At 41.9% G+C, this 26404-nt stretch carries 27 protein-coding genes, 1 tRNA gene and 1 pseudogene; 14 read left to right on the plus strand and 15 right to left on the minus strand.

The genetic code is table 11. From position 1 onward, the window contains the following. The first annotated feature begins 133 nt into the window (after positions 1 to 133). From Q3A68_RS05675 to Q3A68_RS05685, 3 genes are all read left to right on the plus strand, one after another. Positions 134 to 2809 (plus strand): ABC transporter permease, encoded by a 2676-nt coding sequence (locus tag Q3A68_RS05675; RefSeq protein WP_302900088.1) that lies wholly within the window; start codon positions 134 to 136, stop codon positions 2807 to 2809. A 69-nt stretch (positions 2810 to 2878) separates the two neighbouring features. Then, positions 2879 to 5251 (plus strand): ABC transporter permease, encoded by a 2373-nt coding sequence (locus Q3A68_RS05680; RefSeq protein WP_302900089.1) that lies wholly within the window; start codon positions 2879 to 2881, stop codon positions 5249 to 5251. Positions 5252 to 5373: 122 nt separating this feature from the next. Next, entirely contained in the window at positions 5374 to 5880 is a 507-nt protein-coding gene (locus tag Q3A68_RS05685; RefSeq protein WP_302900090.1) for an OsmC family protein, read from the plus strand. 12 nt (positions 5881 to 5892) lie between these two features. On the opposite strand, the gene Q3A68_RS05690 is transcribed toward Q3A68_RS05685, so the two are convergent. Further along, complete coding sequence (locus Q3A68_RS05690; RefSeq protein ID WP_302900091.1) at positions 5893 to 6090, minus strand: hypothetical protein; 198 nt, start codon at positions 6088 to 6090, stop codon at positions 5893 to 5895. 130 nt (positions 6091 to 6220) lie between these two features. Next, entirely contained in the window at positions 6221 to 6409 is a 189-nt protein-coding gene (locus Q3A68_RS05695) for a hypothetical protein (protein ID WP_302900092.1), read from the minus strand. Between the two features lie 206 nt (positions 6410 to 6615). On the opposite strand from Q3A68_RS05695, the gene Q3A68_RS05700 reads away from it, so the two are divergent. Both Q3A68_RS05700 and Q3A68_RS23130 read left to right on the plus strand, forming a co-directional pair. Beyond that, positions 6616 to 6690: transfer RNA gene (locus Q3A68_RS05700), tRNA-Val, on the plus strand. A gap of 127 nt (positions 6691 to 6817) precedes the next feature. After that, positions 6818 to 7255: an Arm DNA-binding domain-containing protein gene (locus tag Q3A68_RS23130; RefSeq protein ID WP_368045654.1), complete on the plus strand. Its 438-nt coding sequence runs from the start codon at positions 6818 to 6820 to the stop codon at positions 7253 to 7255. 138 nt (positions 7256 to 7393) lie between these two features. Here Q3A68_RS23130 and Q3A68_RS05705 read toward each other — a convergent pair whose 3' ends face one another. Then, positions 7394 to 8248: a nucleotidyl transferase AbiEii/AbiGii toxin family protein gene (locus Q3A68_RS05705; RefSeq protein WP_302900093.1), complete on the minus strand. Its 855-nt coding sequence runs from the start codon at positions 8246 to 8248 to the stop codon at positions 7394 to 7396. After that, entirely contained in the window at positions 8245 to 8883 is a 639-nt protein-coding gene (locus tag Q3A68_RS05710) for a type IV toxin-antitoxin system AbiEi family antitoxin domain-containing protein (protein ID WP_302900094.1), read from the minus strand. The genes Q3A68_RS05705 and Q3A68_RS05710 overlap by 4 nt, the downstream gene beginning before the upstream one ends. A gap of 219 nt (positions 8884 to 9102) precedes the next feature. Between Q3A68_RS05710 and Q3A68_RS23135 the strand changes: the two are divergent. After that, a pseudogene (locus Q3A68_RS23135) lies at positions 9103 to 9306 on the plus strand (DUF4291 family protein); the annotation flags it as partial. A 66-nt stretch (positions 9307 to 9372) separates the two neighbouring features. Here Q3A68_RS23135 and Q3A68_RS05715 read toward each other — a convergent pair. From Q3A68_RS05715 to ileS, 8 genes are all read right to left on the minus strand, one after another. Next, entirely contained in the window at positions 9373 to 9717 is a 345-nt protein-coding gene (locus Q3A68_RS05715) for a HEAT repeat domain-containing protein (RefSeq protein ID WP_302900095.1), read from the minus strand. 172 nt (positions 9718 to 9889) lie between these two features. Beyond that, positions 9890 to 10150, minus strand: coding sequence for a hypothetical protein (locus Q3A68_RS05720; protein ID WP_302900096.1), 261 nt, complete (start codon positions 10148 to 10150; stop codon positions 9890 to 9892). 83 nt (positions 10151 to 10233) lie between these two features. Further along, positions 10234 to 11607: a hypothetical protein gene (locus Q3A68_RS05725; RefSeq protein WP_302900097.1), complete on the minus strand. Its 1374-nt coding sequence runs from the start codon at positions 11605 to 11607 to the stop codon at positions 10234 to 10236. Between the two features lie 264 nt (positions 11608 to 11871). Beyond that, positions 11872 to 12279: a hypothetical protein gene (locus Q3A68_RS05730; protein WP_302900098.1), complete on the minus strand. Its 408-nt coding sequence runs from the start codon at positions 12277 to 12279 to the stop codon at positions 11872 to 11874. A 166-nt stretch (positions 12280 to 12445) separates the two neighbouring features. Next, entirely contained in the window at positions 12446 to 13135 is a 690-nt protein-coding gene (locus Q3A68_RS05735) for an SIMPL domain-containing protein (protein ID WP_302900099.1), read from the minus strand. A 434-nt stretch (positions 13136 to 13569) separates the two neighbouring features. Beyond that, entirely contained in the window at positions 13570 to 14175 is a 606-nt protein-coding gene (locus Q3A68_RS05740; RefSeq protein ID WP_302900100.1) for a lipoprotein signal peptidase, read from the minus strand. Beyond that, positions 14175 to 14561, minus strand: a complete 387-nt coding sequence (locus Q3A68_RS05745; RefSeq protein ID WP_302900101.1) for a TraR/DksA family transcriptional regulator — start codon at positions 14559 to 14561, stop codon at positions 14175 to 14177. Before Q3A68_RS05745 ends, Q3A68_RS05740 begins: the two co-directional genes overlap by 1 nt. After that, positions 14562 to 17963, minus strand: coding sequence for an isoleucine--tRNA ligase (gene ileS / locus Q3A68_RS05750; protein ID WP_302900272.1), 3402 nt, complete (start codon positions 17961 to 17963; stop codon positions 14562 to 14564). 73 nt (positions 17964 to 18036) lie between these two features. Here ileS and Q3A68_RS05755 point away from each other — a divergent pair, with 73 nt between their 5' ends. After that, positions 18037 to 18246 carry a hypothetical protein gene (locus tag Q3A68_RS05755; RefSeq protein ID WP_302900102.1) on the plus strand — a complete coding sequence of 70 codons (210 nt, stop codon included), beginning with the start codon at positions 18037 to 18039 and terminating at the stop codon, positions 18244 to 18246. A gap of 2 nt (positions 18247 to 18248) precedes the next feature. Then, positions 18249 to 18434 carry a hypothetical protein gene (locus Q3A68_RS05760; RefSeq protein ID WP_302900103.1) on the plus strand — a complete coding sequence of 62 codons (186 nt, stop codon included), beginning with the start codon at positions 18249 to 18251 and terminating at the stop codon, positions 18432 to 18434. Here the strand turns inward: Q3A68_RS05760 and Q3A68_RS05765 are convergent, their stop codons facing one another. Continuing rightward, positions 18435 to 19211, minus strand: coding sequence for an SDR family oxidoreductase (locus tag Q3A68_RS05765; protein WP_302900104.1), 777 nt, complete (start codon positions 19209 to 19211; stop codon positions 18435 to 18437). Positions 19212 to 19229: 18 nt separating this feature from the next. Further along, the gene (locus Q3A68_RS05770) at positions 19230 to 20150 is read right to left on the minus strand and encodes a hypothetical protein (protein ID WP_302900105.1); all 921 of its coding nucleotides are present in this window, start codon (positions 20148 to 20150) and stop codon (positions 19230 to 19232) included. A 71-nt stretch (positions 20151 to 20221) separates the two neighbouring features. Here Q3A68_RS05770 and Q3A68_RS05775 point away from each other — a divergent pair, with 71 nt between their 5' ends. From Q3A68_RS05775 to Q3A68_RS05790, 4 genes are all read left to right on the plus strand, one after another. Next, entirely contained in the window at positions 20222 to 20590 is a 369-nt protein-coding gene (locus Q3A68_RS05775) for a diacylglycerol kinase family protein (protein WP_302900106.1), read from the plus strand. Next, positions 20580 to 21299: a DNA repair protein RecO gene (gene recO, locus Q3A68_RS05780; protein WP_302900107.1), complete on the plus strand. Its 720-nt coding sequence runs from the start codon at positions 20580 to 20582 to the stop codon at positions 21297 to 21299. The genes Q3A68_RS05775 and recO overlap by 11 nt, the downstream gene beginning before the upstream one ends. 77 nt (positions 21300 to 21376) lie before the next feature. After that, positions 21377 to 22087: a glycosyltransferase family 2 protein gene (locus Q3A68_RS05785; RefSeq protein ID WP_302900108.1), complete on the plus strand. Its 711-nt coding sequence runs from the start codon at positions 21377 to 21379 to the stop codon at positions 22085 to 22087. A gap of 5 nt (positions 22088 to 22092) precedes the next feature. Next, the gene (locus tag Q3A68_RS05790) at positions 22093 to 22446 is read left to right on the plus strand and encodes a DUF2304 domain-containing protein (protein ID WP_302900109.1); all 354 of its coding nucleotides are present in this window, start codon (positions 22093 to 22095) and stop codon (positions 22444 to 22446) included. A gap of 16 nt (positions 22447 to 22462) precedes the next feature. Here Q3A68_RS05790 and serS read toward each other — a convergent pair whose 3' ends face one another. Next, positions 22463 to 23734, minus strand: coding sequence for a serine--tRNA ligase (serS, locus tag Q3A68_RS05795; protein WP_302900110.1), 1272 nt, complete (start codon positions 23732 to 23734; stop codon positions 22463 to 22465). A 125-nt stretch (positions 23735 to 23859) separates the two neighbouring features. On the opposite strand from serS, the gene rsmI reads away from it, so the two are divergent. Then, positions 23860 to 24534 carry a 16S rRNA (cytidine(1402)-2'-O)-methyltransferase gene (gene rsmI / locus Q3A68_RS05800; protein ID WP_302900111.1) on the plus strand — a complete coding sequence of 225 codons (675 nt, stop codon included), beginning with the start codon at positions 23860 to 23862 and terminating at the stop codon, positions 24532 to 24534. A gap of 173 nt (positions 24535 to 24707) precedes the next feature. After that, on the plus strand, positions 24708 to 26351 hold the full coding sequence (lnt, locus tag Q3A68_RS05805) for an apolipoprotein N-acyltransferase (protein ID WP_302900112.1): 1644 nt from the start codon (positions 24708 to 24710) through the stop codon (positions 26349 to 26351). Positions 26352 to 26404 lie beyond the last annotated feature (53 nt).

Here is a 26404-nt window from a genome sequence, read left to right on the forward strand (position 1 = left end):
TTCGAACAGTCGCCACCCTTGTTATTTGTTTTAAAGTACTGATAATAAGTTAATTGAATTTATGGCACGTGATTTATTTGCTAATTAAAGCCTTGTAATGCTATTTGAATGAAACATCTAGACCATTGAGAACATGAACATTGAAGATCATATTTTAGCCCTGGTAACAAAAAAGCTTGCAAATGCTGCCTCAGAGCAAGAGTTATATGAGTTAGATGAGTTATTACGGCAACACCCGGATATTCATGATAAGATAAAGTTGATGACGGAGTGGTGGCAAAGCGATAATGCGCAAAATATTGAAGCTAATGGCTATTTCCGTTTTCAAAAGATTATGGAACGGATTAATGCTAATCATGTATCTGTAGAAAACAATAAAGAATTACGCTCTGAGTCTGAAAAAAAGCAAAAAGGCAGCCTGGTCACTTATTTAACTAACCGCAGCAGTATGGTAATAACATTCTTGAAAATTGCCTGGAGAAATGCACTGAATAATTTGGTTTATAGTGGCATTAACGTTTTTGGCCTTGCAGCCGGAATGGCTGTTGCCCTGCTAATAGGGCTGTGGGTAAGCTATCAATATTCGTTTGACAGGTTTTTGCCCGATTATCAGCAGGTGTATCAAGTAAGATTAAACTATAATACCGGGACGGAAATTCTTACCGATAATGACGCCTCACTAAAACTGGCACAGGTGTTACGGGACCGTATACCTGAGATCAAGCAAGTAGGTGTGGCACACTTTGATAAGCATGGATTGAGGAACGGCGACAGAAAAGTATTCATGCAGGGTGCAATTGTTGATAACGATTTTTTAAAAACACTGAATTATCAGCTGGTAAAGGGTGATGTAAATACCATTTTTAAGGATCCGTATTCCGTCGTATTAGACCAATCAACTGCAAAGGCCTTATTTGGTAATGATGATCCAATAGGTAAAGTGGTAAACCTGGATAACCGGAATAATGTAAAAGTTACGGGGATAGTAAAGGATGTGCCTGAAAACTCGTCATTGAAATTTAACTTCCTGATTCCCACCAGTTATACCGACATTACCGAAGGCTGGATCCTGGAAGGCAGAAAGGCGGGTTTTGACGGCAATAATTTTTTGTTGGTGGTTAAGCTTAGTCCGGGTGTTACCTATGAGCAGGTTGAACCCAAGATCAGAGATATTCAAAAGGAGAATCCGAATAAAAAATATGCGCAGGTACTTATGCAGCCCATATCACGCGCGCATCTGTATTCAGATTATAAGAACGGAAAGGAAGCAGGGGGCTTTATAGAGTATGTGCGATTGTTTAGTATTATTGGCGTATTGGTACTGGTAATTGCCTGCATCAATTTCGTAAACCTTTCTACAGCCCGCTCGCAAAAACGCGCCCGCGAGGTTGGTGTACGAAAAGCTATCGGTTCGCAAAGGCATCAACTGGTTCTGCAATTTTTAACGGAATCTTTTCTATTTACAGTGATCGCTTTTGCATTATGTCTTTGTTTTGTACAGTTGGCCCTGTCGCCTTTTAATGCGCTTACGGGTACTACTATTGCCATACCTTTTTTCAGCGTTAAATTCTGGCTGATTGCAATTGGTTGTGTCTTCTTTACCGCAATACTTGCAGGCAGCAGACCGGCATTTTATCTTTCGTCTTTCAACCCGGTTGAGGTTTTGAAAGGCAAAGTGTCAGTTAATCGTTCGTCGGAATGGTCGCGGAAGATATTGGTGGTAACGCAGTTTGGATGCTCTATCGCACTTATCATCAGTACGGTAGTAATTTACAAACAGATACAATTCGCCAAAAACAGGCCGAAAGGGTATGACATCGATCGTTTGTTGCTTACTGATTTTAATACCGACCTGCATACCAACTATGTAGCCCTAAGAAACGAATTGCTGCAAAGCGGACTTGTTCAAAGTGTTACCACCTCAAATAGCCGGGCAACCGAACACTATGGAACGGGCACGCTCGACAACTGGCCCGGTAAACAACCCGGCGAAACGGCCCAGGTAGCCTATATTGGCATTTCTGAAAATTATTTCCATACACTTGGCATTGGAATTAATGAAGGAATGGAGTTTGACAAGGCGGCTGATTCTGCAGCCATGATATTGAATGAAGCTGCCGTTAAACGCCTGCATTTGAAGGGCCCCTTGAATCAGGTTTTCACTTTTGATAAGCAGCGCATCCGTGTTAAGGCAGTCGTAAAGAATTCGTTAATGGGTTCAGCTTTTTCCTCAGTCAATCCAACCCTGTATTATTATGAGCCACGGTGGTGGACCTACCTCATCTATCGCCTGTCACCTAATGTGGAGACGCATACGGCTATAGAAAAGCTCACCAAAATATTTAATAAATATGCGCCTTCGTTCCCTTACTCTTACCGGTTTGCGGATGAGGATTACAACAAAAAATTTCAACTGGAAGAGCTGGTCGGAAAACTATCGGGCATTTTTGCAACGCTGGCCATTTTTATTTCGTGCTTAGGTTTGTTTGGTTTAGCCGCATACGTTGCAGAACAACGCACAAAGGAGATAGGTGTGCGTAAGGTATTGGGTGCATCGGTATTCAGCCTTTGGCAATTAATGTCGAAAGATTTTGTGGCTTTGGTATTCGTCTCGTTACTGGTAGCTATTCCGGCGGCATATTATTTCATGCACCACTGGCTGCAGGGGTATGAATATCATACGCAACTATCCTGGTGGGTTTTTGCAGCAACAGCAGTAGCAGCCATTCTGATCACGCTAATAACGGTGAGCTTCCAAAGTATTAAAGCAGCAATGATGAACCCGGTAAAGAGCCTGCGTTCCGAGTGAGCAGTCACTAGTCATTGGTCATTAGTGAATTATTAGAATTTAGAAATAAGGATTTAGAATTTTACAATCATGATAAAGAACTATTTAAAAGTTGCCTGGCGCAACCTGGTAAAGAACAGGACTCATACATTCATCAATATGGCCGGGCTATCCGTTGGGCTGGCTTGCAGTCTGCTGATCCTGTTATGGGTACAGAATGAGGCCGATATGGATGCTTTTCATAAGAACGGGAAGTATTTGTACCAGGTTTATGAGCAGCAACATTATGACAATAAGGTAAACGGGCAATATTATACACCCGGCGTTCTCGCTGCCGAATTGAAGCGCGTAATTCCTGAAGTGCAATATGCTGCAAATGCAGTTTTTTATGATGAGCACAATTTCAAGGTTGGTGATAAGATCATCAAACTAACGGGCGGTTCGGCTGATGCTGATTTCTTTCAGATGTTCAGCTACCCGCTATTACAGGGTAACGTTAAGAATTCTTTACTTACAGTATCTGACATCTCCATATCCCAAAAAATGGCTGAGGAATTCTTTGGAAGTGCTAAGGCGGCAATGGGTAAAACCGTACGCATCGATAACCGCAAGAGTTTTCTTGTTACCTCGGTATTTGAAAACGTCGGCGCAAATTCATCTTTAAAATTTGATTATCTGATTAATTGGACATCATTTTTGGAAGATAATCCGTGGGCCAAAGAATGGGGTAATAATACACCTTACACTTATATTCAATTACGCCCGGATGCTAACCCCAGTTTGGTGGATCAAAAGATCAGGCATATTTTAGAAAAATTGGATAAGGATGAAAAACCAGGCACCTTTACCCAGGAACTTGCATTGCAGCGGTTTGACCAGGTTTATCTGCACAGCAATTTCAAGGAAGGGAAAATTGATGGCGGCCGGATAGAATATGTGCATCTGTTCGGCATTGTGGCAATATTTATTTTGCTGATAGCCTGTATTAATTTTATGAACCTGACCACAGCACGTTCAGTAAAACGGGCTAAAGAAATTGGCGTAAGAAAAGCCGTTGGTGCTATAAGAAGTGTTCTGATTAAACAATTTATCAGCGAATCATTGCTGCTTACTGCTATCGCAGTATGGTTTTCTCTGGTTATTGTAGCTGCTGGTCTGCCATTGTTCAACCAGATTACCCAGAAACAAATTGAGCTGCCTTTTCAGGATGTGAAGTTCTGGGCCGAATTATTATTAATCACATTTGTTACAGGCGTAGTTTCGGGCAGTTACCCTGCTTTATTCCTTTCCTCATTTAACCCTGTTAAAGTACTAAAAGGGACTTTAAAACTTGATTCTGGTACCACATTATTCCGCAAGGGGCTGGTCGTATTTCAATTTGTTCTTTCCGTTGTATTGATCATCGGAACCCTCATTATTTCACGGCAGGTATCCTACATCCAGTCTATCAATCTTGGGTTCGATAGGGAAAACATGATTTATGTACCACTTGAAGGTAATCTGATTAAGAAATATGAAGTATTAAAAGATGAAGCTTTAAGGATGCCGGGCATACAGTCTGTGACGCAAAGCACCAGTCAGCCTACGCAAATAGCATCTTCAACAATAGGTGTCGACTGGGACGGCAAAACCCCTAATACGAGCATATCATTTACCAATATCGCTGTCGGGTATGATTTTATTAAAACAATAAAGCTAAAAATGAAAGAAGGGCGCGATTTTGAAAAGGGCTTTGCTACAGATACCAGCGCCTATATTGTTAACGAGACTGCGGTGAAAAGATTTGGTTATGCTGATCCAATCGGAAAATCAATAACCATGTGGGGCGTAAAGGGCAAAATCATCGGTGTAGTAAAGGATTTTCATTTCAGCTCGCTGCATGACCAGATCAAACCGCTGATCATTCGTTATGGCGAAAATGCAGATTACGGTTTTGCGGTGATAAGGACCATGCCTGGCAAAACAAAAGAAGCAATAGCCAGCCTGGAGACTATAACTAAACAATTGAACCCCGATTTCCAGTTCACCTATACCTTTTCAGATGATGCCTACAGAAAGTTGTATAACAATGAACAGATCGTAAGCAAGCTATCCGACGGCTTTGCCTTCCTGGCGATATTTATTTCCTGCCTTGGGTTGTTGGGGTTGGCGATGTTTACTGCTGAACAACGTCTCAAGGAAATTGGGATCCGCAAGGTATTGGGTGCAAGCGTAGGTTCACTGTTTGCTTTACTGTCATCAGAGTTTCTGGTATTAGTTATTATTGCCTTAGTAATTGCAACACCAGTGGCATGGTATGCGATGGATATTTGGCTGCGAAACTTTGCTTATCACGAACCGATGCACTGGTGGACATTTGCCCTGGCTGGCAGTATTATCATATTGATCGCCCTGGCAACAGTCAGTATCCAATCGGCGAAAGCAGCATTGGTTAACCCGATAAAAAGTTTGAGGAGTGAGTGATTGGTTAACCGGTGACCTGCGGTTGACAGTTGAGCGGTAACTACTGAATAACAATACTTTTACTTTCCGTATACTATACTTTTGATTCAGGTAAGGTACATTTGAGATATAAATCCAATTGTATGGACGCTACCGACTTAAAGAATTTGCAGAGCCCCCTAAAAGAAAAATATAAAGTGCAACCCGAAGCCGCGTTAATTACATTAAGGGCCGAGGGCCATCTGGGAGAAGGCATATCGTGTAAGATAGAAACCGGCAAGGCATTGGTTGAAGCCGGCCTCCACCCGGCCACTGGTGGCGATGGTATGCTGGCCTGCTCAGGTGATATGCTGCTGGAAGCGTTGGTGGCATGTGCCGGCGTTACATTAAGCGCTGTGGCTACTGCCATAGGCGTCGACATAAAAAGCGGTACGGTAAAAGCAGAGGGCGACCTGGATTTTCGCGGAACACTGGGTGTATCAAAAGAAGCTTCGGTAGGCTTTAAGCAGATTCGGCTTGGGTTTTATCTGGACACAGATGCGAGCGAGGAGCAAATGGCGAGCCTGGCTAAACTTACAGAGAGATACTGCGTAGTATATCAAACTATTACCGGAGGCACGCAGATTGATACAAGTTATAATCTGCAATAATAAAAATCTATGTTAAACAAGCTTTCCTGCCCTTCTCTCCTTTATTTCGTGCATAATATGGTTTAATTTTTGGTGAAGCTGTGTAATTTGATTTAAGATCGAAAGGCGCAGTTCAAGTGCATTAGCAGGGTTGTTGGTTTCTGCTATCAGAATATTGATCTCCAGTTTTGTGTCGGTCGACTCCTTGTAAAGCTCTATCAACGATTTCATACAGCTTCAGCAATAAGTAGTTAAACTAATACAATAAAACGCAGGAAAAGTTTATAAAGTATATTAGCTATCTCCACCAGAGATGGGGAGAAATAGAAAAGAATAATAAGTATTTAACGGCTCATTTCGTTCAGGCCGCCTGTCTTTCTCTTATTTCACGCTGAACGGTTGCCAGTTCAGCACGCAGGGTGGAAACTTTTGATATAATATTCAGACGGGTGGTTAATTCCTCGTCGTAGCGATAATTGTCCATTAGTAAAGATTTTATATCTTCTTGAAGCCTGTTAGCCCGCTTCTGCAGCACAGTAATCGATCTCATGATATTCCATATAATATATACTTAAACGAATATATTACCCCAAAAGTTTAATGCCGTGTGTTGTTACATTGTAAAATATGTATTTAAACGCTGCGTGGGACGCTTATTTTAAACCAATCAGGCTCACAATCAGCGCATTTTAAAAAAATGTAAATTATTTTTTGACTAATTGATCACACATCCTATATTTGCAGTCCCAAAACAAAGGGAGTTTAGCTCAGCTGGTTCAGAGCATCTGCCTTACAAGCAGAGGGTCACTGGTTCGAACCCAGTAACTCCCACAAACCCGACAGGAATGTCGGGTTTTTTTATTGCCTAAAGCTTTCCGAAGGCTAGGTAAAGAGCCCTATTTCGTATCTATTGTTTGCACATAGTTTGCACAAACAGATGACCATAACAAACTTATTTATGGTTACCTATAAGATTTTACTAGATACTCGTCGTCCCAAATCAGACGGAACTTACGCAGTCACAATCCGAATCACTTATGACCGAAGATCAACTACCTTCAATTCAGGGGTTTTTGTAAAAGAAGAACTTTGGATTTCAGAAAGGAGTCTAGTCGGTACAAATCATCCAAATGCAGCATTGTTGAATAAAACTATAACGGAGTGCTACTTAAAGGTTCAGAAGGCTGTAATAGGACTAGAATCCGAGAATGATTTTCGTTTCGAAAACCTTAAAGAAATCCTTAACGGTCAGCGGTCTAAACCAACAACAATCAAATCATATATTTTCAAATTATTCGCAGATCAGCTAGTTACAGATATGTTGTCGATAAACCAAGCAGGCAACGCCATAGTATATAGAACTACCATCAATCGATTTATTAACTTCGGAAAATAATCCGTAATTATATAATATTTTGAAATAGTCTTTTTCTTCTAACATATTGTTTAGCTATGCCTGCTTAATCTTTTTGAATTGTGAACGCACTGCATTTACAATTCAAATTTACTTCCGTTAGCTACTGGCAAAAATACGCTACGTAATAATTTTCAATTTAGCCACAAGGTCGTGGAAATACTGGGGCGACCAAATATCCAGCGCTTTAGGGTCTTTAATAAAACGCCTGATGTCGTTTATTACATAGTCCATTTTTACAGTATCTATCTTCTGTTTCAATAACTCTCGAAATTTCGATTCAGTAATTTCTTCTTTATTCCAGTCTCCGCTATCTTTTGCCCGGATAACAAAGTGCGCTAAATTTAGTGGTATGCCTTTTCTGATGTACCATTCCATATCATACCAGTCTCTGCCCTTTACATTTGTACCCCACTTACGAAATAATAAAGCATGCATCTTACCTGCAAAAAGATTAGGAAGTGTAAGGCACTTGACATAAAAAGATACCGGTTTCAATAATAGTTTTTCTTCCGTATCAAATGCCAGGGGCGGTTCTCGGTCTACTTCAATTTTGATCGTGATATTGGCTACCTGATTCAGGCCGCTTTGGGGAATAATACTTTCCAATACCAGTTCCTTCCAAATCGTTTCTGACTTCAAAAAGGCAGAATCTATATTGCTATGCTTCGATTTCTGTTTTTCTTTGACAACTACCTGCATTCCTAAAGAACTGAACTCATTTATAATCGCATCCTGATATTTGTTTAATGAAAATTCAGGCTCGACCGCTAAGAGCGAAAAATCGAGGTCTTCTGAGAACCGGTCAAGGCCGTAAAATATTCTTAATGCGGTGCCGCCATAAAATGCAGCCTTTTCAAAAAAGCCGGCACGGGATAGTCCCGCCAGTGCAATTTCCTGCATCACTTCTCTAAGAGCGTCTTTTGCTTCCTGCTGGTTGACCGGCTTATATTCTTCAATCCATTCCTTTATCATAGGCTTTCGATGGTTTTGATTAGCGTTCCCAGGCTGTCCTTTTTCGGGGCATCAGTAAGCCAGCTTAGAATATTTTTAAGATCCAACTTTTTGAGAGACGATTCCTCGATCCTCAGGTTTTCCAATAAGAAGTCTTTTGCCTGGGTTGTACTTCTTAACAATATACCTGACGTACCGACGATCTTGTCACATAATGCCTTTTCGGGTGATGCAATGATTGCGCACTGATCAGATGAAAGCTTTACCAGGTTTAATCCGAATGCATAATAGGGTAAGGGAAGATGCGTATAAGTAAATAAACCGACAGGCGTATTAAATTCTTTACTGGCCTTCGTAGTCATCGAAGCTGTTTCATATACCCGCTCAGGAATCAGGCCATGGTAAGATAACGCCGTTTCAAGCGACACATAGCTTGGGCCATATATCTGATTTGCCAATACAACGCTTTCCGGTTTTGATGAACTAATTTTGGGACCTGTGATATATAATCCCTTTTTAATTGACTCAATTACGCCTTCAGCTTTAAGTGCTTTTAACTTATCGTTTGGACGTTTATAGTCCTTTAGAAAAGACATCAATAATTGATGCGTTAATGGCTGTGATGAATAAGTTTGGATCGTTTGATTTAAGTCCATATTCAAATGTAATATTTTAATGCGATAATCGGAAATATTCCGATTATCTATCCATTAATTTACATACTAATTATAGAATGCAATATTTTAGATACATAAACGATTTTTTTTCGATTATCCATTGAAAATTTAACAGGTGCAAATTCCTAATTAAGCCTTCAGCGTCAAAATACTTTGCCATAAATACATCCTGCTTAATTTCGTACTTATGAAGCATGGAAAAATCTGCTAATTGAATCGCCGGTAAGAATTCAAGGGGACCCGGAAAGAGATATTTTTCTGCGCCAGCTGTCTTATCGCTCTATTCAAGTCGGATTATCCTGGGTTGCAGTGAGCCACTATTTAAATGACTGGATTATCGAAATAGTCGATGTAACTGATCATGCAAAAAAATTTCTCAGATGGTCGCCAACGATGAAGTAGACAAGGCAAGGGATTTATTGCCATGTGAAAAGCCTTATCCCCTGCCTGAAAAATTAGCCGCAAAAATTAGCGCTCGTTAGCTATATTCGATAGATGAAAAGCGGCATTTTCACTTATTATTTCATCATCGGAGTTCTTTAGCAAAATCAATTTTTCAATCGCTTCTGGAGTACCGATTGCGCTTAGTACCCACGTACATTTTTTGGCCAGAGCCCGCGTCTCGTCATCGTCGGGGACATTGATGGCTGTTTTGTATAGCTTATCAACATATTCAGGACGCGGAATCTCCTCTAACATACTTACAATATTTTCGTCCGAGATATGCCATTTTTCATCCAGCAACGGCAATAGTATATCAGCGTAGTCTTTATCTGCGCCATCTAGTGTTATAAGGGTTAGAGTACTCTGCAACCCTTTTTGTCCTTGTTCTTTATGTATTCTTCCAATTAATGAAGGATATTGGGCGTATATTTTTTGGGCACACCTTTCGGAAATTGTGCGATGTAAAGATTAAGATCTTTAAAATTTCTGGCATCGTCAATCGTTTCTAACAATCCCTTATAATATTTATCGATGTCAAACATCATGGTATTATTTTTACACTTTTTATCCAGGGATTAAACATATCGACATTTTGTTGGGTTCCCAAATTCCATGCCGGGTCTTCGTATTTCCACATAAATTTCCCGCGTGACGCCCAGCCTTTCGCGGCCTCGATTGTTCTATGATAAACGGCGTTCTCTTCAATGGCTTCCAATGCACCTGGTTTCATTTCCATTTCAACAAGCACATCATACCCCTTTTTTAACAGATACTTCCGGGAATATGCTGCCTCTGACGACACAAACTCCCACAAAAGCCACCATATCGGTGGCTTTTTTTGTTTTATTCGCCTTACAACCTAAATCGCATAATTAACACGAGACCTCATCGCCAATCGGCCCAACTACTTTGCGCTGCCCAATTGTCGCTCAGCGCGCCGCGGTAACTTACCTGAGTGAAAAATGCATCCGAAAAATATGTCCCAGAAAAATCAGCTCCTGTTAAAGCCGGCGAGTTGCTTGCAGGGCGCAGGTCGGGCGCTCCCATAGTGTTATACATCATCATCAGTTTCATATCAGCAGATGTTGCAATAACCACATTTTTATTGACAGCGTTGGTTTCAAATACCGTCAATACAGGGTCGGCAAATACACCTTTTATGTCCTGATCCCAGCAAAATGTCCGGGCAAGTGTGTCAGCCTCCACCAGGTTGCTTCTGAATTCGGCATTATCATCGTTCAGGATAAGAGGCCGGGTTCGTGGGCAAACCATAAATGCGCCTTCTGAGTATTCAGCCACAATGGAATTCCTTACAGCCAACCGTGTCCCCTTGCGCATGTATACGCCCTGATTGATATTTGTTTTTGTGGCGTCGATCCCCTGCGGACCTATAATGGTCATATTTGAAACAACGGGCCGGGTGTAGGGTGTATTGCTGGTAGGAACAGAGTCGTTATAACTTTCGAACCCATTAGCCCTTAATGCCTGCGACGAAGCATGTGTCCGGTATCCGATCAAGAATTGCAGTTTGCCTTCATACCCCAGGTCAAAATCAAAGTCATCATCACCGCAATTATAACTGATCAGGTGGGCAGCATTTACTGTACCACCCACAAACTGAAAACTGTCGTCATTTGAATATTTCACCATCACATTATCAATATGAGTACCTGAGCCTACACCTGCTAAAACAAGGCCGCTTGCTTTATCTACTGCCCATTCATCTTCGGCCGGTGGATTAATCCCACCTGTATACTCGAGCCTGAGATAAGTAACTGTCCCGGAGTTGTCGTTCGCAGCCTGACCGCCATACTGGGTATCAGCGGTAACAGGTAAACCAGCCACATGCCCTACACCTACATTTGCCGGGGCATTGCCCAATAAAATGATCGCTCCCCAGTCGCCCGGCGCTTTTGTTGTTGCCGCCGAGGTAAAGACAACGGGTTTATCGATTGTGCCATTAATATTTAATTTAGAATTCTGAGTGATCACCAGCAGGCTCTTAGCCGATCGCTCTGCATTTGCCTGTGCATAAATTGTCACTCCTGCCGGAATGGTAAGCGTCGCATTATTCTTTACATACACCTGTCCCTTAAGCAAATAATTTTTAGAGGGGTCGAGCGTCATGTCTTTAGTGATTGAACCCTGCAGCGTATCAAGCTTACGATTTCCCGTTGGGTTGATGTTTACTGAATGTTCTTTTTTACAGCTGGCAAACACACCTATCCCTGCCAGTATTAGTAAAATTATCTTTTTCATAGTAACTAGAATTATTTAACTAATAACTAATAGATATTAAGTAATGTTTCTGTTTCGCTGGAAAAAAAACTGTGCTGAAACAAGCGTAAAAGCTTATAAAATCATGTTTAGGTGTGGTGCGCTTGAACAGCGGTTATTGAAAGCAATTGGTAAGCGAGTTTTAAGAAATAGTTAAATATATTCCCGGCGAGAACATGGGTATAAGTCTCTGGGTCTAATGCAAAAATAGACTATCGCGCACGAATCGGCGAAGCAAAAAGAGTATCAGAAAGAAGCACTAACCAACAAACTGGTTACAGCCGGATCAAGTATTGACTTCACATGATTTACGGATTCCTTGGCAGTGCTATACAATTCATTTTTGTAGATCACATGATTTACACCGAGAACCTTCAAAAATGAGTCTATTTTGCGGTTCGCGGTACTTTTAAAGCAACATATCTTGATCTTATTATAATAGGCGTTGGTGCGGATACGGCGCAATATTTTTTCCATATCCTTATCCATATAATCGTAATCAAATATGATTAAATGAGGGGCAAGCTCATAAATTGCTGGGAAAACACGATCAACTTCTGTGACATGCTTTATTTGCTTATTATTAGCTAAAAGCTGTACAGAAAAAATGTTAGGGGCGACTAGCAGGACTCTTTCAGTCCTAAAATGTATCATGCTCAATTTTTTACGGATATTTAAAGTTAATACCTAGTTTCTATATTGTCAAGTATCTGTCAATCAGTAAGAAGCAAATTGGCTGATGGGTCGTTAAAAAAGCAGGCCCTTCCGAATCTTTTTACGGAAGGGCCATGCAAATGTTACAATATTATTTTAGAATATTTTATTGTGCAATTTCGAATATTGCCTGCACCTGGAAGCTCAATTTTATAGGCTTAATATCAATGTCGGAGTCATCCGGAGCGGCGTTCAAATTGACTGCTTTAGCCATATACATCGGACGAGGGGATGGGAAGCTGCTGTTGTCATTTTCAGTAATATCTATAGGTCTGCCAACCTTTTCATTGATACTGTTGAGCAGATAAGTTGCCTTCTCTTTTGCAGCGAGAAGTGCCTGTATTTTAAGCTCTTGCTTTAACTGAGGCATCTTAGAGTAGTCGTAACTTTCCACGTATGTGGATTGTATCCCTTTAGGGTCAACCTGGCTAAGTATTGCATTAAATTTATTCAGATCATGGAACCGAATGCTGTATTGTTTGCTTGCCAGGAAGTCGGGATTCTTCTTTTTCTGCAGCGTATTATTCCATGCCGAAACATTGCTTATTGTGAAATCTTCTTTCGCTATACCTGCTGATTTTACAGCACTTTCAAGCTGATTTTCCAGTTGGTTAATAGTGGTCTTCTTCTTCCCGTCAAGATATTCCTGTAACGAAATAGTTACATTTATAATGTCTGGAGTTACCTCTTTTTCTGCGATTCCGGTTACTTCAATCTTTCTTCTCAGGTCCACATTCTGTGCAAAAGCACCATAGCTGCATAAGCCAAGCGCCACAATGATCAATAGTTTTTTCATAGTTATTATAATATTTAAGATATTGACTATAGACGAAGTTAAAGGTTAATTCGCAACACTCAATTTTAAAAATGACGAATGGATGGTTTGTTTTGAGGCAATATGCATAAAAAATCAAAGGACAACCGCAATTTATACAGTTGTCCTTTTTAAGGGGTAGTAATAAGGACTAAGCATCACAAAGTACCGCATTAAACTCCTCAACCGCAACCCGTGTTTTCACGGTATTTTAAGATCCACGAAAAAAACCAAATAACGTTTTTGATGGCGTCAGAGCACTTTTTAATTTTCATTTTTAATCAATAGTTAAAAATAATTTTCATAGCAGGTTTTTGAGGGTTCCCCGGGCAGCAATTAGGGGGGCCAAAAAAGTTAGTTCACAAAAAGAGCCGCTATCAAAGCGGCTCCAAAATTATTTTGTATAAATTTAATTTTTATTCTTCAACAACTTCACTGTTGGGGGTGCTTATCTCGGGCGTTTGGTGCTTAAAGTAATGTTTCTGGTAAATAAGTATCAGAATGACACCAACCGAAATAGACGCATCGGCAAGGTTAAATACAGGGCGGAAAAATATAAAATCCTGCCCCCCCCACACCGGTAACCATGATGGAAAATTGCCCGAGATCAGCGGGAAATAGAACATATCTACCACGCGACCGTGAAAAAGTGATGCATAATGGTAAATGATGCCATAAAATGTTGAGTCGATAATATTACCCAGCGCACCCGCAAATATCAATGCCACATTCAGGATCAGTCCGCGGTGGTATTTATGTTTGATCAAGTAGATCAGTCCCCAGCCGATACCTACTACAGCTCCGATACGAAATAAAGTTAACGCTAGCTTACCCATTTCGCCACCAAATTCCATCCCGAAAGCCATGCCATTATTTTCGGTATAGTGGAGCATGCCCCGGCTGCCGAGGAAGTGAATCTCTTCACCTAAATACATATGCTGCCGCACCCATATTTTGATAATCTGGTCGGCAATAATAATAAGAAAAGCAACAAGAAAGGGTTTTGTATAAGCAGCCTTCATTAATATTGCTTCAGTTTGGCTTCCATGCTCAATGTAGTATGAGGCACAGCGCGCAAGCGTTCCTTTTGTATCAATTTACCTGTTTCGCGGCAAACGCCGTAGGTTTTGTTCTCAATACGTACCAGGGCAGCTTCCAATTGCTCTATAAACTTTTTCTGACGGGCAGCCAATTGGTTGATAGACTCTTTTTCAAGCGTAGCCGATCCGTCTTCCAGTGTTTTATAAGTACCGGCCGTGTCATCAGTACCATTTGCGTTTGGGGTACTTAGTGAAGACGCCAGTGAGTTTAATTCCTCTTTTGCAATTCTCAGCTTGTCCAATATCAATTCCTTAAATTCCTGCAGCTCTGCATCAGAGTACCTGGTTTTTTCTGTTTCTGGTTTCATTTATATTCTTGTTATAAAGATCAATACTTCGTTGTCGTCAATTAATACAGTATCGCCATCACTTAGCTGACTGTCGGGGTTCACAGCGTCTGCTAAAATTTCGGCGCAAATATAGGATAAATTATTTTGTACAGCTTCGCTAATTAAAAGTGAATCAGTATGGTAGCGAACGTTTATCTTGTCGGTAACTTCAAATCCTTTCTCCTTTCGCAGGTTCTGTACACGATTGATGAATTCACGGGAAATTCCTTCCTGTTTTAACTCGTTGGTGATGTTAACATCTAAAGCGACGGTTAGTTTTCCCAAATTTGCAACCTGCCATCCCGGAACATCTTCCGCAATGATCTCCACATCGCTCAAGGCAATTTCGAATGTCGAATTTCCAATTTCGAATTTTGTGCTGCCCGACTCTTCAAACTTGTTTAACGCATCCTGGCTCATATTGGTTATAGCCTCTGCTACGGCTTTCATATCCTTGCCGACTTTCGGGCCTAATGCCTTAAAGTTTGGTTTTACTTTCTTCTTTATAAAACCGGATGCGTCGGTAATGTACTCAATATCCTTGATGTTGGTTTCAGAAAGGATTAGATCCCTTACCAATTCCACCTGGTGCCTGAAATTTTTATTCAGAATAGGCAATAACGTTCTGCCTAAAGGCTGACGTACGTTGATGCCTACTTTTTTGCGCAGCGACAACGTCAACGAAGATATATCCTGGGCCAGTTGCATTCTTTCTTCAAGAGCCTTATTCACCAGTTCTTTATGATATACCGGAAAATCAGCTAAATGTACCGACTCAAACTTTTCTTTTTTGGTAACCTTATTCAGGTCGGTATATAATCTGTCTGCGAAAAATGGCGCAATAGGTGACATCAGTTTGGCGATCGTCGCCAAACAGGTATATAAAGTTTGATAAGCCGATAGTTTATCTTCTGAGTCGTCTGATTTCCAGAAACGGCGGCGGCTTAGGCGAACGTACCAGTTGCTCAGGTGTTCGTCCACAAAATCCTGGATGGCACGAGCGGATTTGGTAGGCTCAAAATCTGCATAAAATGCATCCACCTCTTTGCTTAGTGTATTCAGCAGCGAAATGATCCACTGGTCGATTTCAGGGCGTTTGCTTAGTTCAATCTCTGATTCGCTGTATTTGAAACCATCGATATTGGCATACAGCGCAAAGAAGTTATAAGTATTATAAAGTGTGCCGAAGAATTTCCTGCGAACTTCGTCCAGCCCTTCCATATTAAATTTCAGGTTATCCCATGGCGATGCATTGCTGATCATGTACCAGCGGGCAGTATCGGCGCCATATTGCTCGATAGTCGAGAACGGATCAACGGCGTTGCCCAAACGTTTGGACATCTTGTTACCGTTTTTGTCCAGCACCAATCCGTTGGATACGACATTTTTAAACGAGATGCCTTTATTACCAACCTCTTTGTTAACGGCTTTGATCTCGTCGCTGCATTCACTCAGCATGACAGCGATTGCATGCAAGGTAAAGAACCATCCGCGGGTTTGGTCAACACCTTCGGCGATAAAATCAGCCGGGTAAGCTTTTTTAAATTGGTCTTTATTCTCGAACGGGAAATGCCATTGCGCATAAGGCATCGCGCCTGAGTCGAACCACACGTCGATCAGATCAGCCTCACGCACCATTCTTTTGCCTGCTGACGAAGTTAGTATCACGTCATCAACAAAAGGACGGTGCATATCAGTCAACTTAAAGCCTTTCGGCATAAACCCCGCTGCGATAGATTTTTCTATTTCCTGCTCCATCTCGGCGATAGAACCGATACACTTTTCTTCAGAACCATTCTCTTCGCGCCAAATGGGCAACGGAGTTCCCCAGTAACGTGAGCGCGACAGGTTCCAGTCTACCAGGTTCTCCAGCCAGTTGCCAAAGCGGCCCGTACCGGTCGATTCCGGTTTCCAGTTGATGGTCTTATTCAATTCAACCAATTTATCTTTTACCGCTGTGGTGCGGATGAACCAGCTATCCAATGGATAATATAAAATCGGCTCATCAGTACGCCACGAATGCGGGTAGCTGTGCTCATATTTGCGAACGTCAAAAGCTTTATTGTCTTCCTTCAGCTTGATGGCGATCATTACGTCGGTCGCCTTAAAGCCGGGTGCTTCGCGTTCTTCTTTGGTATAGTATTCTTCCTTAACGTACAGACCGGCATAATCGGTCACTTCCTTTACAAAGCGGCCCTGTTTGTCAACCAATGGTACTTCCTTGCCTGTTTCATCCAGCACCAATACCGATGGAACGCCATTCTCTTTACAAGCCCGAAAGTCGTCCGCGCCAAACACAGAAGCGGTGTGTACGATACCGGTACCATCTTCAGTGGTCACAAAATCAGCAGGTATTACACGGAAAGCATTTTTTTCTAAATCAGCATTGGTTACATAAGGCATTAGTTGATGATAACGGATATCAACCAGATCAGAACCTTTGAATTGAGTTTTGATTTTCCATGGAATCACTTTATCGCCGTCCTTATAATCTTCGAACGAAGCGTTTTCGCCTTCAGATTTAAAATATTTGCTTACCAGGTCCTTCGCCAAAACAACGCTTACCGGCTGATAAGTGTATGGATTGAATGTGCTAACTTTAACGTAATCGATATTCTCTCCAACCGCCAGGGCACAGTTTGATGGCAAGGTCCATGGAGTAGTCGTCCAGGCCAGTATTACAGTATCCTCGTCAGCGCTTTCAAACAACGTTTTGATAAACGGATGCTTTTGATCTTTCTTTAAGTGGAACTGTGCAACAACGGTAGTGTCCTTCACCATTTTATAAGTACCTGGTTGGTTCAACTCATGCGAACTTAAACCGGTACCCGACTTTGGTGAATAAGGCTGTACGGTATAACCTTTATACAGCATACCTTTGCTATAAAGCTCCTTTAGTATCCACCAAAGGGTTTCGATGTACTCATTTTTATAAGTGATGTATGGATCATTCAGGTCAACCCAATAACCCATCTTCTCAGTCAGGTCGTTCCAAACATCAGTATATTTCATCACCTCTTTGCGGCAGGCGGCATTGTAAGCTTCAATAGAGATCTTTTTGCCGATGTCTTCTTTGGTAATGCCCAAAGTTTTTTCAACGCCCAATTCAATTGGAAGGCCGTGTGTATCCCAGCCGCCTTTACGTTTTACCTGGTAGCCTTTTAAAGTTTTATAGCGACAAAAAATATCTTTAATAGAACGGGCCATTACGTGGTGGATACCCGGCATACCATTTGCCGACGGCGGTCCCTCATAAAAGGTGTAGGGATTGTTTTCCGGCCGACTGGTAATGCTTTTTTCGAAGATGTTGTTCTGCTTCCAGAAGTCTAAAACATCTTTACCGATCAATGATAAATTTAACTGCTTATATTCCTTGTACATCAATATGTTCCACGTCAATTTTTAGAGGTTGCAAAAATACGGAATTTTACTATTAAAAAGTTAAATTGCCGTCATGAAAATAAAGTTTATACGTGCATTATTAGCAACTTTACTGGCTTTGGTCGTGTTTTTAGCCACCACTTTTATCCCATGGTTAAGAGAATATAAATTCGGCAATTTTCTTCAGGGCTTCTCAGGCGGTGTAGGCACCGGTACATTGATTGCTACTATACATTTCTATAACCTCTACAAAAAGGAGCAGAAAGAAACAGCCAGGACTTAGTTATGGCCAATTTTTGTTACCCGGTTGTATTGCTTTTGACAAGCTTTGCGGTGCTGGCTATTGGTCTGATGTTTAAAGTTTTGCATTGGCCCGGCGGTTGGCTCATCACCGGGAGTATGTTTATGGTGCAGGCTATTTCAATAGTTTGGCTGATCATACTACTGGTTCGGCCAAGCAAGAAACCATAATTAAAATATCCCCCGATTCCCCCCGCCATCAATCTGAATCGTCGTTCCGCTGATATATGCCGCCTGTTCTGACGCGAGGAAAGCTACTAATGCGCCCAATTCTTCTGGCTTACCGATACGACCTGCGGGGATAGTTTTTGTTTTTTCTAGTTGCGCCTGTTCGGTATCCATGCCTTTAGGGAATGTTTCTTTAATGCGTTCGGTGAGGATTAGTCCCGGAGCAATGTTGTTAACGGTGATATGATAAGGCCCAAACTCATCGGCCATCAGTTTTGCCATACCCACTACGCCCATGCGCATGGAGGTGGACAGTACAGCATTGTTCAGTACCGATTTTACCGATCCGCTGATGATATTGATGATACGGCCGCTGCCGGCTTTCTTCATATAAGGGAGCACTTCGCGACTGTTACGTGCAAAGGAAAGGATAGTTAGTTCGAACGCTTTTTGCCAGGTTTCATCATCAAAGGTTTCGAACTTATCGAATGGGGGGCCACCGCCGTTGTTCACTAAAATATCTATACTGCCAAAAGCATCGCCTGTTTTTTTTATTAGCGCTTTCATTTGCCCTGCGTCAGATACATCTGCAGCAATGGCAATCACCTCGTTCCCTGTCTGTTGACGGATTTCTTCGGCAGTTCTATTCAGTTCATCCGCATTGCGTGAGCTGATTACCAACTTTGCGCCTTCGGCAGATAAGGCTAAAGCTGATGCCTTTCCCAGCCCCTTGCTTGCAGCTAAAACAATAGCTATTTTATCTTTTATTTTGAGATCCATGATGGGTAGAACTATGCTTTAATGATCCTTTAGCGGAACCATGTCAAATATTACTGATGAGTTAAAATTACCGTTTTTATCCCTGTAATAATTGTTGTAACAAAAAGATTGCCCCAACGGGTTTAACTCTTTGTCCTCCGATTTGCGTTCATTCCACTCAAACCGGAATATTTTTGAGGAGCCTTGCATGTTAAAGAAATGATAAGGATCAGCATAGAGTTTGACGATTACTAAGTAACCCTTGTATCTGAAGTAACCAAGACTGGTCTTCTGCGAAAATACATTCATGTTCAGTGTGTTGGTATCAGTTCGCAGTCCGTTAAGAGATATAGAATATTCCTTGTTTACCAGGTACGAGCTGATCAAAAAGCATGATTTTCCCGGATGGTTCAAACCTATGTATTTATCCAGCAGCGAGTCGATCTTTTTATCTTCCGTAATGAGGATCGCCCTTATTGTTGCCGCGGGGATTGGGTCGCTGAAAGGCATCTTATCAAACTGCCCGATAGGATAGTTATAATCAGCCGAACAGAAGTATTTATCGCCTCCTATAGCATTCAGCCTGTACTTGAATGTTTTGCTATGAGTTGTTGGCTCAAAAAAGTTGAACAGGTCATAAGTGTTCACTACAAAAACCAAAAATTTCCTGTACTTGAAATATCCGAAAGGTGCTTTATATTTAAAGACATTGACGTTCAATACCGAGGTATCTGTTTTTATCCCCTTTACAGTCAAGCCATAGAGCCCGCCGATCGGATCGGCATACAACACAAAGCAAGATCTTGCCGGATCACCTAGTTTTACATATTTATCCAGCAGGGCGTCGATCTTCGCATTTTCCTTCACCAGTGGAATGCTTACCCGGTTTATTCCCTGTGCATAGGAATATGCCGCGGAAATAAATAAAAACGGAATAAACAGGATCAATTTTTTGATCATAAAGGTCATGTGCAGCCTAAACTTACGGCAAGCAATATAACTATGCAAGTATTTAAACTATTTTTGAATCGATGAACAAATTTTTCCGCGGCTTTGGTTATGCAATCAATGGCATTTGGCACGCTGCCGTTACACAGCTGAATTTCAGGGTGCATTTGGTATCGACGTTACTTGCTGTATACGCAGGCTATGCTTTGCATATTTCAAGCGGCGAATGGCTGTGGATCATCTTTTGTATCGGCATGGTATTGGTTGCCGAGTTGTTCAATACGGCCATCGAGTTTCTCACCGACCTGGTTTCACCTGAGTATAATAAAAAAGCCGGATTGGTTAAAGATATGGCTGCCGGAGCCGTATTGATCACTGCAATAGCTGCATTAACCATCGGCCTGGTGATCTTTATACCTAAAGTATTAGTGCTTATCCATCATGCTGCATAAAACCCGGGGCATCGTTTTCAAGACTACCGACTATGGCGAGAGCAGCGTTATTGTGCAAATATTTACAGAGAAATTCGGCTTGCAATCTTACATCATTAATGGCGTAAAAAAGCCGCGAGCGAAGCTCAGCCGGAACATGCTGCAGCCATTGCATCTGCTCGATTTAGTGGTTTATCACAAAAATACCGGACAGGTTCAGCGTATTTCAGAGTTGCGGAACTCACCTGTTTTGCAAAGCATTCCCTATGATGTCATAAAAAGCAGTATTGTTTTATTTCTGAATGAGGTTTTGTATAAGGCAGTAAGGCAACAGTCGGCGGATGAAAACCTGTTTGATTTTGTTTTTAATGCGATAGAATGGCTGGATAACCAAACCGAAGGCGTAACCAATTTTCATCTCCTTTTTTTGTCAAGATTGACCCGTTATCTCGGTTTTCACCCCGATCAGGCCATTAACGCAGATTATTTCGATATGAAAAATGGTGTGTTCAGCAAATACAAACCTGAAGGATTTTCTTATTTGTCGCCACCACATACACAGAATTTTTACAGCCTGCTGCAATGCAGTTTTGAGCATATCGATCAGCTGAAGTTTAGCAATGATGAACGCCGCTACCTGGTGCAAAAGTTACTGGAATATTATGCCCTGCATATCGAGGGTTTTGGCAATATACATTCGCATGAAATATTGGAAGAGGTGTTGAGTTGATTTATTGCAGTATTTTCCAAAAAACCTTTAATTTCACCACTAAAAATTAGCACATTTAAACTATACAATACCCGTTAATGCCCGGTAAAGTTCTAATTGTAATCCCATGCTATAATGAAGAGGCCTCGCTGCCCTCAGTTCTGGACGAGCTTCATCAAACAACCTTACCCGGCGGCTACCAGATGGAGGTAGTGGTGATCAACGATTGCTCCAAAGACAATACTGTTGCTGTGGCCCGGAAACATAAAGCCACCGTGCTCGATCTGCCCGTAAATTTAGGCATTGGCGGTGCAGTGCAAACCGGTATCCGATATGCCCGCGATAATGATTTCGACATCGCTATACAGCTGGACGGCGACGGTCAGCACCCGCCAAAAGAATTGGATAAGCTGGTTGGTCATCATATAGAGTCGGGCGCTAATGTTGTCATCGGTTCACGTTTTTTGGAGAAAGAAGGTTTTCAGTCCTCATTTCTCCGCCGCTTAGGAATCAGTTATTTCCATTGGGTAAACCGGGTAATGACCGGCAAGCATATTTATGACAGCACCTCTGGCTTCAGACTGTTTGACAGGGCGGCAATTGAGATCGCGGCAGCAAATTACCCTGATGAATATCCTGAGCCCGAATCGCTGGTACTATTCTCCAAAGCAGGCTTAAAAATCGCAGAGGTGCCGGTGATTATGAGCGCGCGGCGCGGCGGACAATCGTCTATTCGTAGCTTCGGATCGCTATACTATTGTATCAAAGTAAGCCTGGCCATGTTTTTTTCATTCATTCGTAAACCCTGATCATTATGCAAAGGATACAGATCATTGCCATTATCGTGAACATTTTGTTCCTCCTGTACATTGCGCGGCTTATTATAAAAGGCAAACTGCGCGAGGAGTATGCTATTGTGTGGGTTATTTGTACGGTATTTCTGGTGATATTTTCATTCTGGACCGAAGGCCTCGAACTTTTAAGCCGTCTAACAGGTGTTGTACTCGCCTCCAACATGGTTTTCACTGGCTTTATCTTCGCTATATTGATTTACCTGCTGCATTTAAGTGTGGTCGCGTCAAAACTCCACAATAACAATAAAAAGTTGGCGCAAGAAATCTCCTTACTGAAGGAGCAATTTGATAAATACGTGAGCGAGCATAAATAAACTGCCCAGCTTTTACTTAATCAATCCACTCAAATTTGGTGTATGGCACCAGCACCTCTGGAATTTTGATACCTCTTTCAGTCTGATTATTTTCCAGCAAAGTTGCTACAATACGTGGTAAAGCTAATGCACTTCCGTTTAGTGTATGCGCCAATTGCGTTTTCCCTTCAGCATTACGGAAACGGAGTTTTAAACGGTTGCTTTGGAAAGTTTCAAAGTTAGATACTGAAGAAACTTCCAGCCAGCGTTGCTGGGCAGCGCTCCAGGTTTCCATATCATAAGTTAAAGCAGAGCCAAAACCCATGTCGCCGCCACACAAACGTAATACGCGATAAGGCAAACCTAATTTTTGCAACAAGCCTTGCACGTGTGCACTCATCTTTTCAAGTATATCGTAAGATTCATCGGGGTGAGCTATGGTTACGATCTCTACCTTATCAAACTGGTGGAGACGGTTAAGCCCGCGCACGTGCGCCCCGTAAGAACCAGCTTCACGACGAAAACAAGGTGTATGGCCGCAATTTCTTATTGGCAGTTCATCCGCTTTCAGAATTACATCGCGGTATAAGTTGGTAATGGGCACTTCCGCAGTAGGAATAAGATATAAATTATCCAATCCTACGAAATACATCTGGCCTTCCTTGTCTGGCAATTGTGATGTACCAAAACCAGATGCCTCATTCACCATTAGTGGTACGCTCACTTCTTTGTACCCTGCTTTCTCCGCTTCATCAATAAAGTAATTGATCAGCGCCCGTTGCAGTTTGGCTCCTTTATTTTTATAAACGGGGAAACCTGCACCAGTTATTTTTACACCCAGTTCAAAATCGATCAGATTATATTTTGCGGCCAGTTCCCAATGCGGAATAGCATCAGCAGGCAGATTGGGCTTTACTCCATTTTCTAATACTACTTCATTGTCCTCTGGTGTTAACCCTTTTGGCACAGATGCGTGTGGTAAATTAGGCAGCAATACCACCTTTTGGTTCAAATTATTTTCCAAAGTATTGAGCGCATCTCCCAAAGTTTTTATTTCTTCTTTCCAGGCACCTGTTTTTGCTTTAATGGCTTCGGCTTCATCTTTTTTGCCTTTGCGCATCAGCTCACCGATTTGCTTTGCTGCCGAATTAGCTTCGGCCGAGATATTGTCCAAACGGTTCTGGGTCTGACGGCGATCATTATCCATCTGAATAATCTCATCAACCAGTTCGGGCTGTTTGAAATTTTTCACAGCCAAACGTTCCAAAACTTTTTCTCTGTTATCGCGGATATAACTAACTTGCAGCATTATTTTATTTTTTGGCAAATATAATCAGTTGGCAGTTTGCAGTGTGCAGTTTGTAGGTTTTTGTTTGCATAATAATCAAAATACAGTTTCATGCCCACTGCCAACTATTAACTGCAAACTGAAAAATGCCCGGTAAACTCTACTTAGTCCCCACCCCGATAGGAAACCTGGAAGATATGACCTTCAGGGCCATACGCATTTTAAAAGAGGTTGACCTGATTTTGGCTGAGGACACCCGCACATCGGCACCGTTGTTAAAACATTTTGATATTCAGAAGAAGGTTTATGCACATCATCAGCATAATGAACACCAGTCTTCCGGCGAGATCGTAAAGTTTTTGAAGGAGGGAAAAAACATCGCCCTAATATCCGATGCCGGCACACCTGCCATATCGGATCCCGGTTTTTACCTGGTTCGAGAAGCATTAAAAAACGATATCGAGGTAGAGTGCCTTCCGGGAGCAACAGCTTTTGTGCCCGCTTTGGTTAACTCCGGATTCCCAACCGACCGCTTTTGTTATGAAGGGTTTTTGCCCTTGAAAAAAGGGCGTCAAACGCGGTATAAGCAATTAGCTGAAGAGGAGCGTACCATTATTCTGTATGAATCACCCCACCGTTTTTTAAAGACTTTGGATGAGATGGCAACTTATTTTGGTGGTGATAGGCAGATATCGGTATCCCGCGAGCTGACTAAAATGTTCGAGGAGACTGTTCGTGGAGCTATTAGTGAAGTGAAGGAATATTTTGAGACACATCCGGCAAAGGGAGAATTTGTAATATGTGTGGCGGGAAAGGGTTAAAAAAGAAAATATAAACTCGTCATTGAGGAACGAAGCAATCTCTATACTATGCAAATCAAGGAGGAAGAGTTTGTCAAAGAACGTTAACTAAAAAAATCACGTTCCATTGAATGTCCTATGTAGAGATTGCTTCGTTCCTCGCAATGACGGGTGATAATGTATTATTAGCTTAAATGAAAAAAAACATCCTCCTATCCGTTCTTTCAGGCTTATTGCTTTGGATCGCCTGGCCGCCTACGCCGTACACCTCTTTCTTTCTTTTCATCGGTTTTGTGCCGGTGCTCATCGCTATCGAAAATATCATTAACAGCAACTTCACCAAAAAGGGCAAAAAGATATTCTGGGCAAGCTTTCTCGGCTTCTTTATCTGGAACACCCTATCCATTTACTGGGTATATAACTCGATCAAAACTATCGGGGCGGTTATTGCCGTGCCAATTTCGCTTATTCCCTATTCGCTTGGACCATTATTAATGGCTTCTGCATGCTGGCTTTATTATCGTCTAAGGCGTGTAACCAAACAAGAGATAGGCCTGATCGGATTGATTTTTTTCTGGATAGCTTACGAATACCTGCACCAAACCTGGGAGCTTAATTTCCCCTGGATGACCCTGGGAAACGGTTTTGCAGTAAGCCAAAAATGGATTCAATGGTACGAATATACAGGTGTTTATGGTGGCACGATATGGATTTGGCTAGCCAATATATTGAGTTTTCTCGTTTATCAAATTCTTAAGCAATCAGATCGTATTAAAAAGAAGACTACTTTGATCCTTGCGTTTGGTCTGGTGATCTCATTGCCGATCGCGTGGTCATTGTATCGGTACAATAATTATCATGAACAAACCAATCCATCAAATATTGTAGTTGCCCAGCCAAATATTGATCCATACGAAAAGATAGAAAGTATACCGGCAACTCAGCAGATTACTATTTTGACTCATCTTTCTGATTCGATCGCTCAAAAAAATACAGAGTTTTTTATTTGGCCCGAAACTGCCATCTATGATCCGCGTGGACTAAATGAGGACCTTGTTCGCAGTAGCCCATACTTTGAGCAAATACAGCATTTTCTGCATAAATATGGAAATGGCAACGTGCTTACCGGTTCAGAAGATATCAAATTCTACAACTCAAGAAAAACAGCAACGGCCACTCCATTCGATCCCCAGGGCAACGAGTTTTATGATGAGTTTAATGCTGCTTTGAATATTGAGAACTCACCCGAGGTGCAGTTTTATCATAAATCTAAACTAGTACCTGGTGTAGAGTCACTACCTTTTGGAAATACCCTGTCATTCCTGAAGCCTGTATTTGAGCACTTAGGCGGCGCAACGGGTAGTGTAGCCGGACAGGAAGAACCGGGTGTATTTTATTCACAAAGCGGGATAGGTGTTACTCCTGCAATCTGTTACGAATCCATCTATGGCGAATGGATAGCGCAATCCGTTCATAAGGGTGCACAATTTATAGCTATCATCACTAACGATGGCTGGTGGGAAAACACATCGGGAAAAGACCAGCACCTGGATTATGCCAAACTACGTGCTATCGAGACCCGTCGCTGGGTATGCAGGTCGGCCAATACGGGTATTTCAGCCTTTATTAATCAGCGTGGTGATGTTGTTCAGCAAACCAAATGGTGGACACGCACGGCCATTAAACAGGATATCAACCTCAATTCCGATCTGACCTTTTATACTTTATATGGCGATTACATCCCAAAAACAGGAAGTATGATTGCAATCGCTGGAATTATATGGATTCTCGTCGGAACGGTAAAAGATAGGAGAAAGAAACGAGCGCTGTCAATCTGAGTCCGTCAAAGACTATGCGGGCAGGCCTTTACGCACCCTAATTCGAGCGCCTC

Origin of the sequence: Mucilaginibacter tolerans (assembly GCF_030519375.1) — a bacterium.
Classification (GTDB): Bacteria; Bacteroidota; Bacteroidia; order Sphingobacteriales; family Sphingobacteriaceae; genus Mucilaginibacter.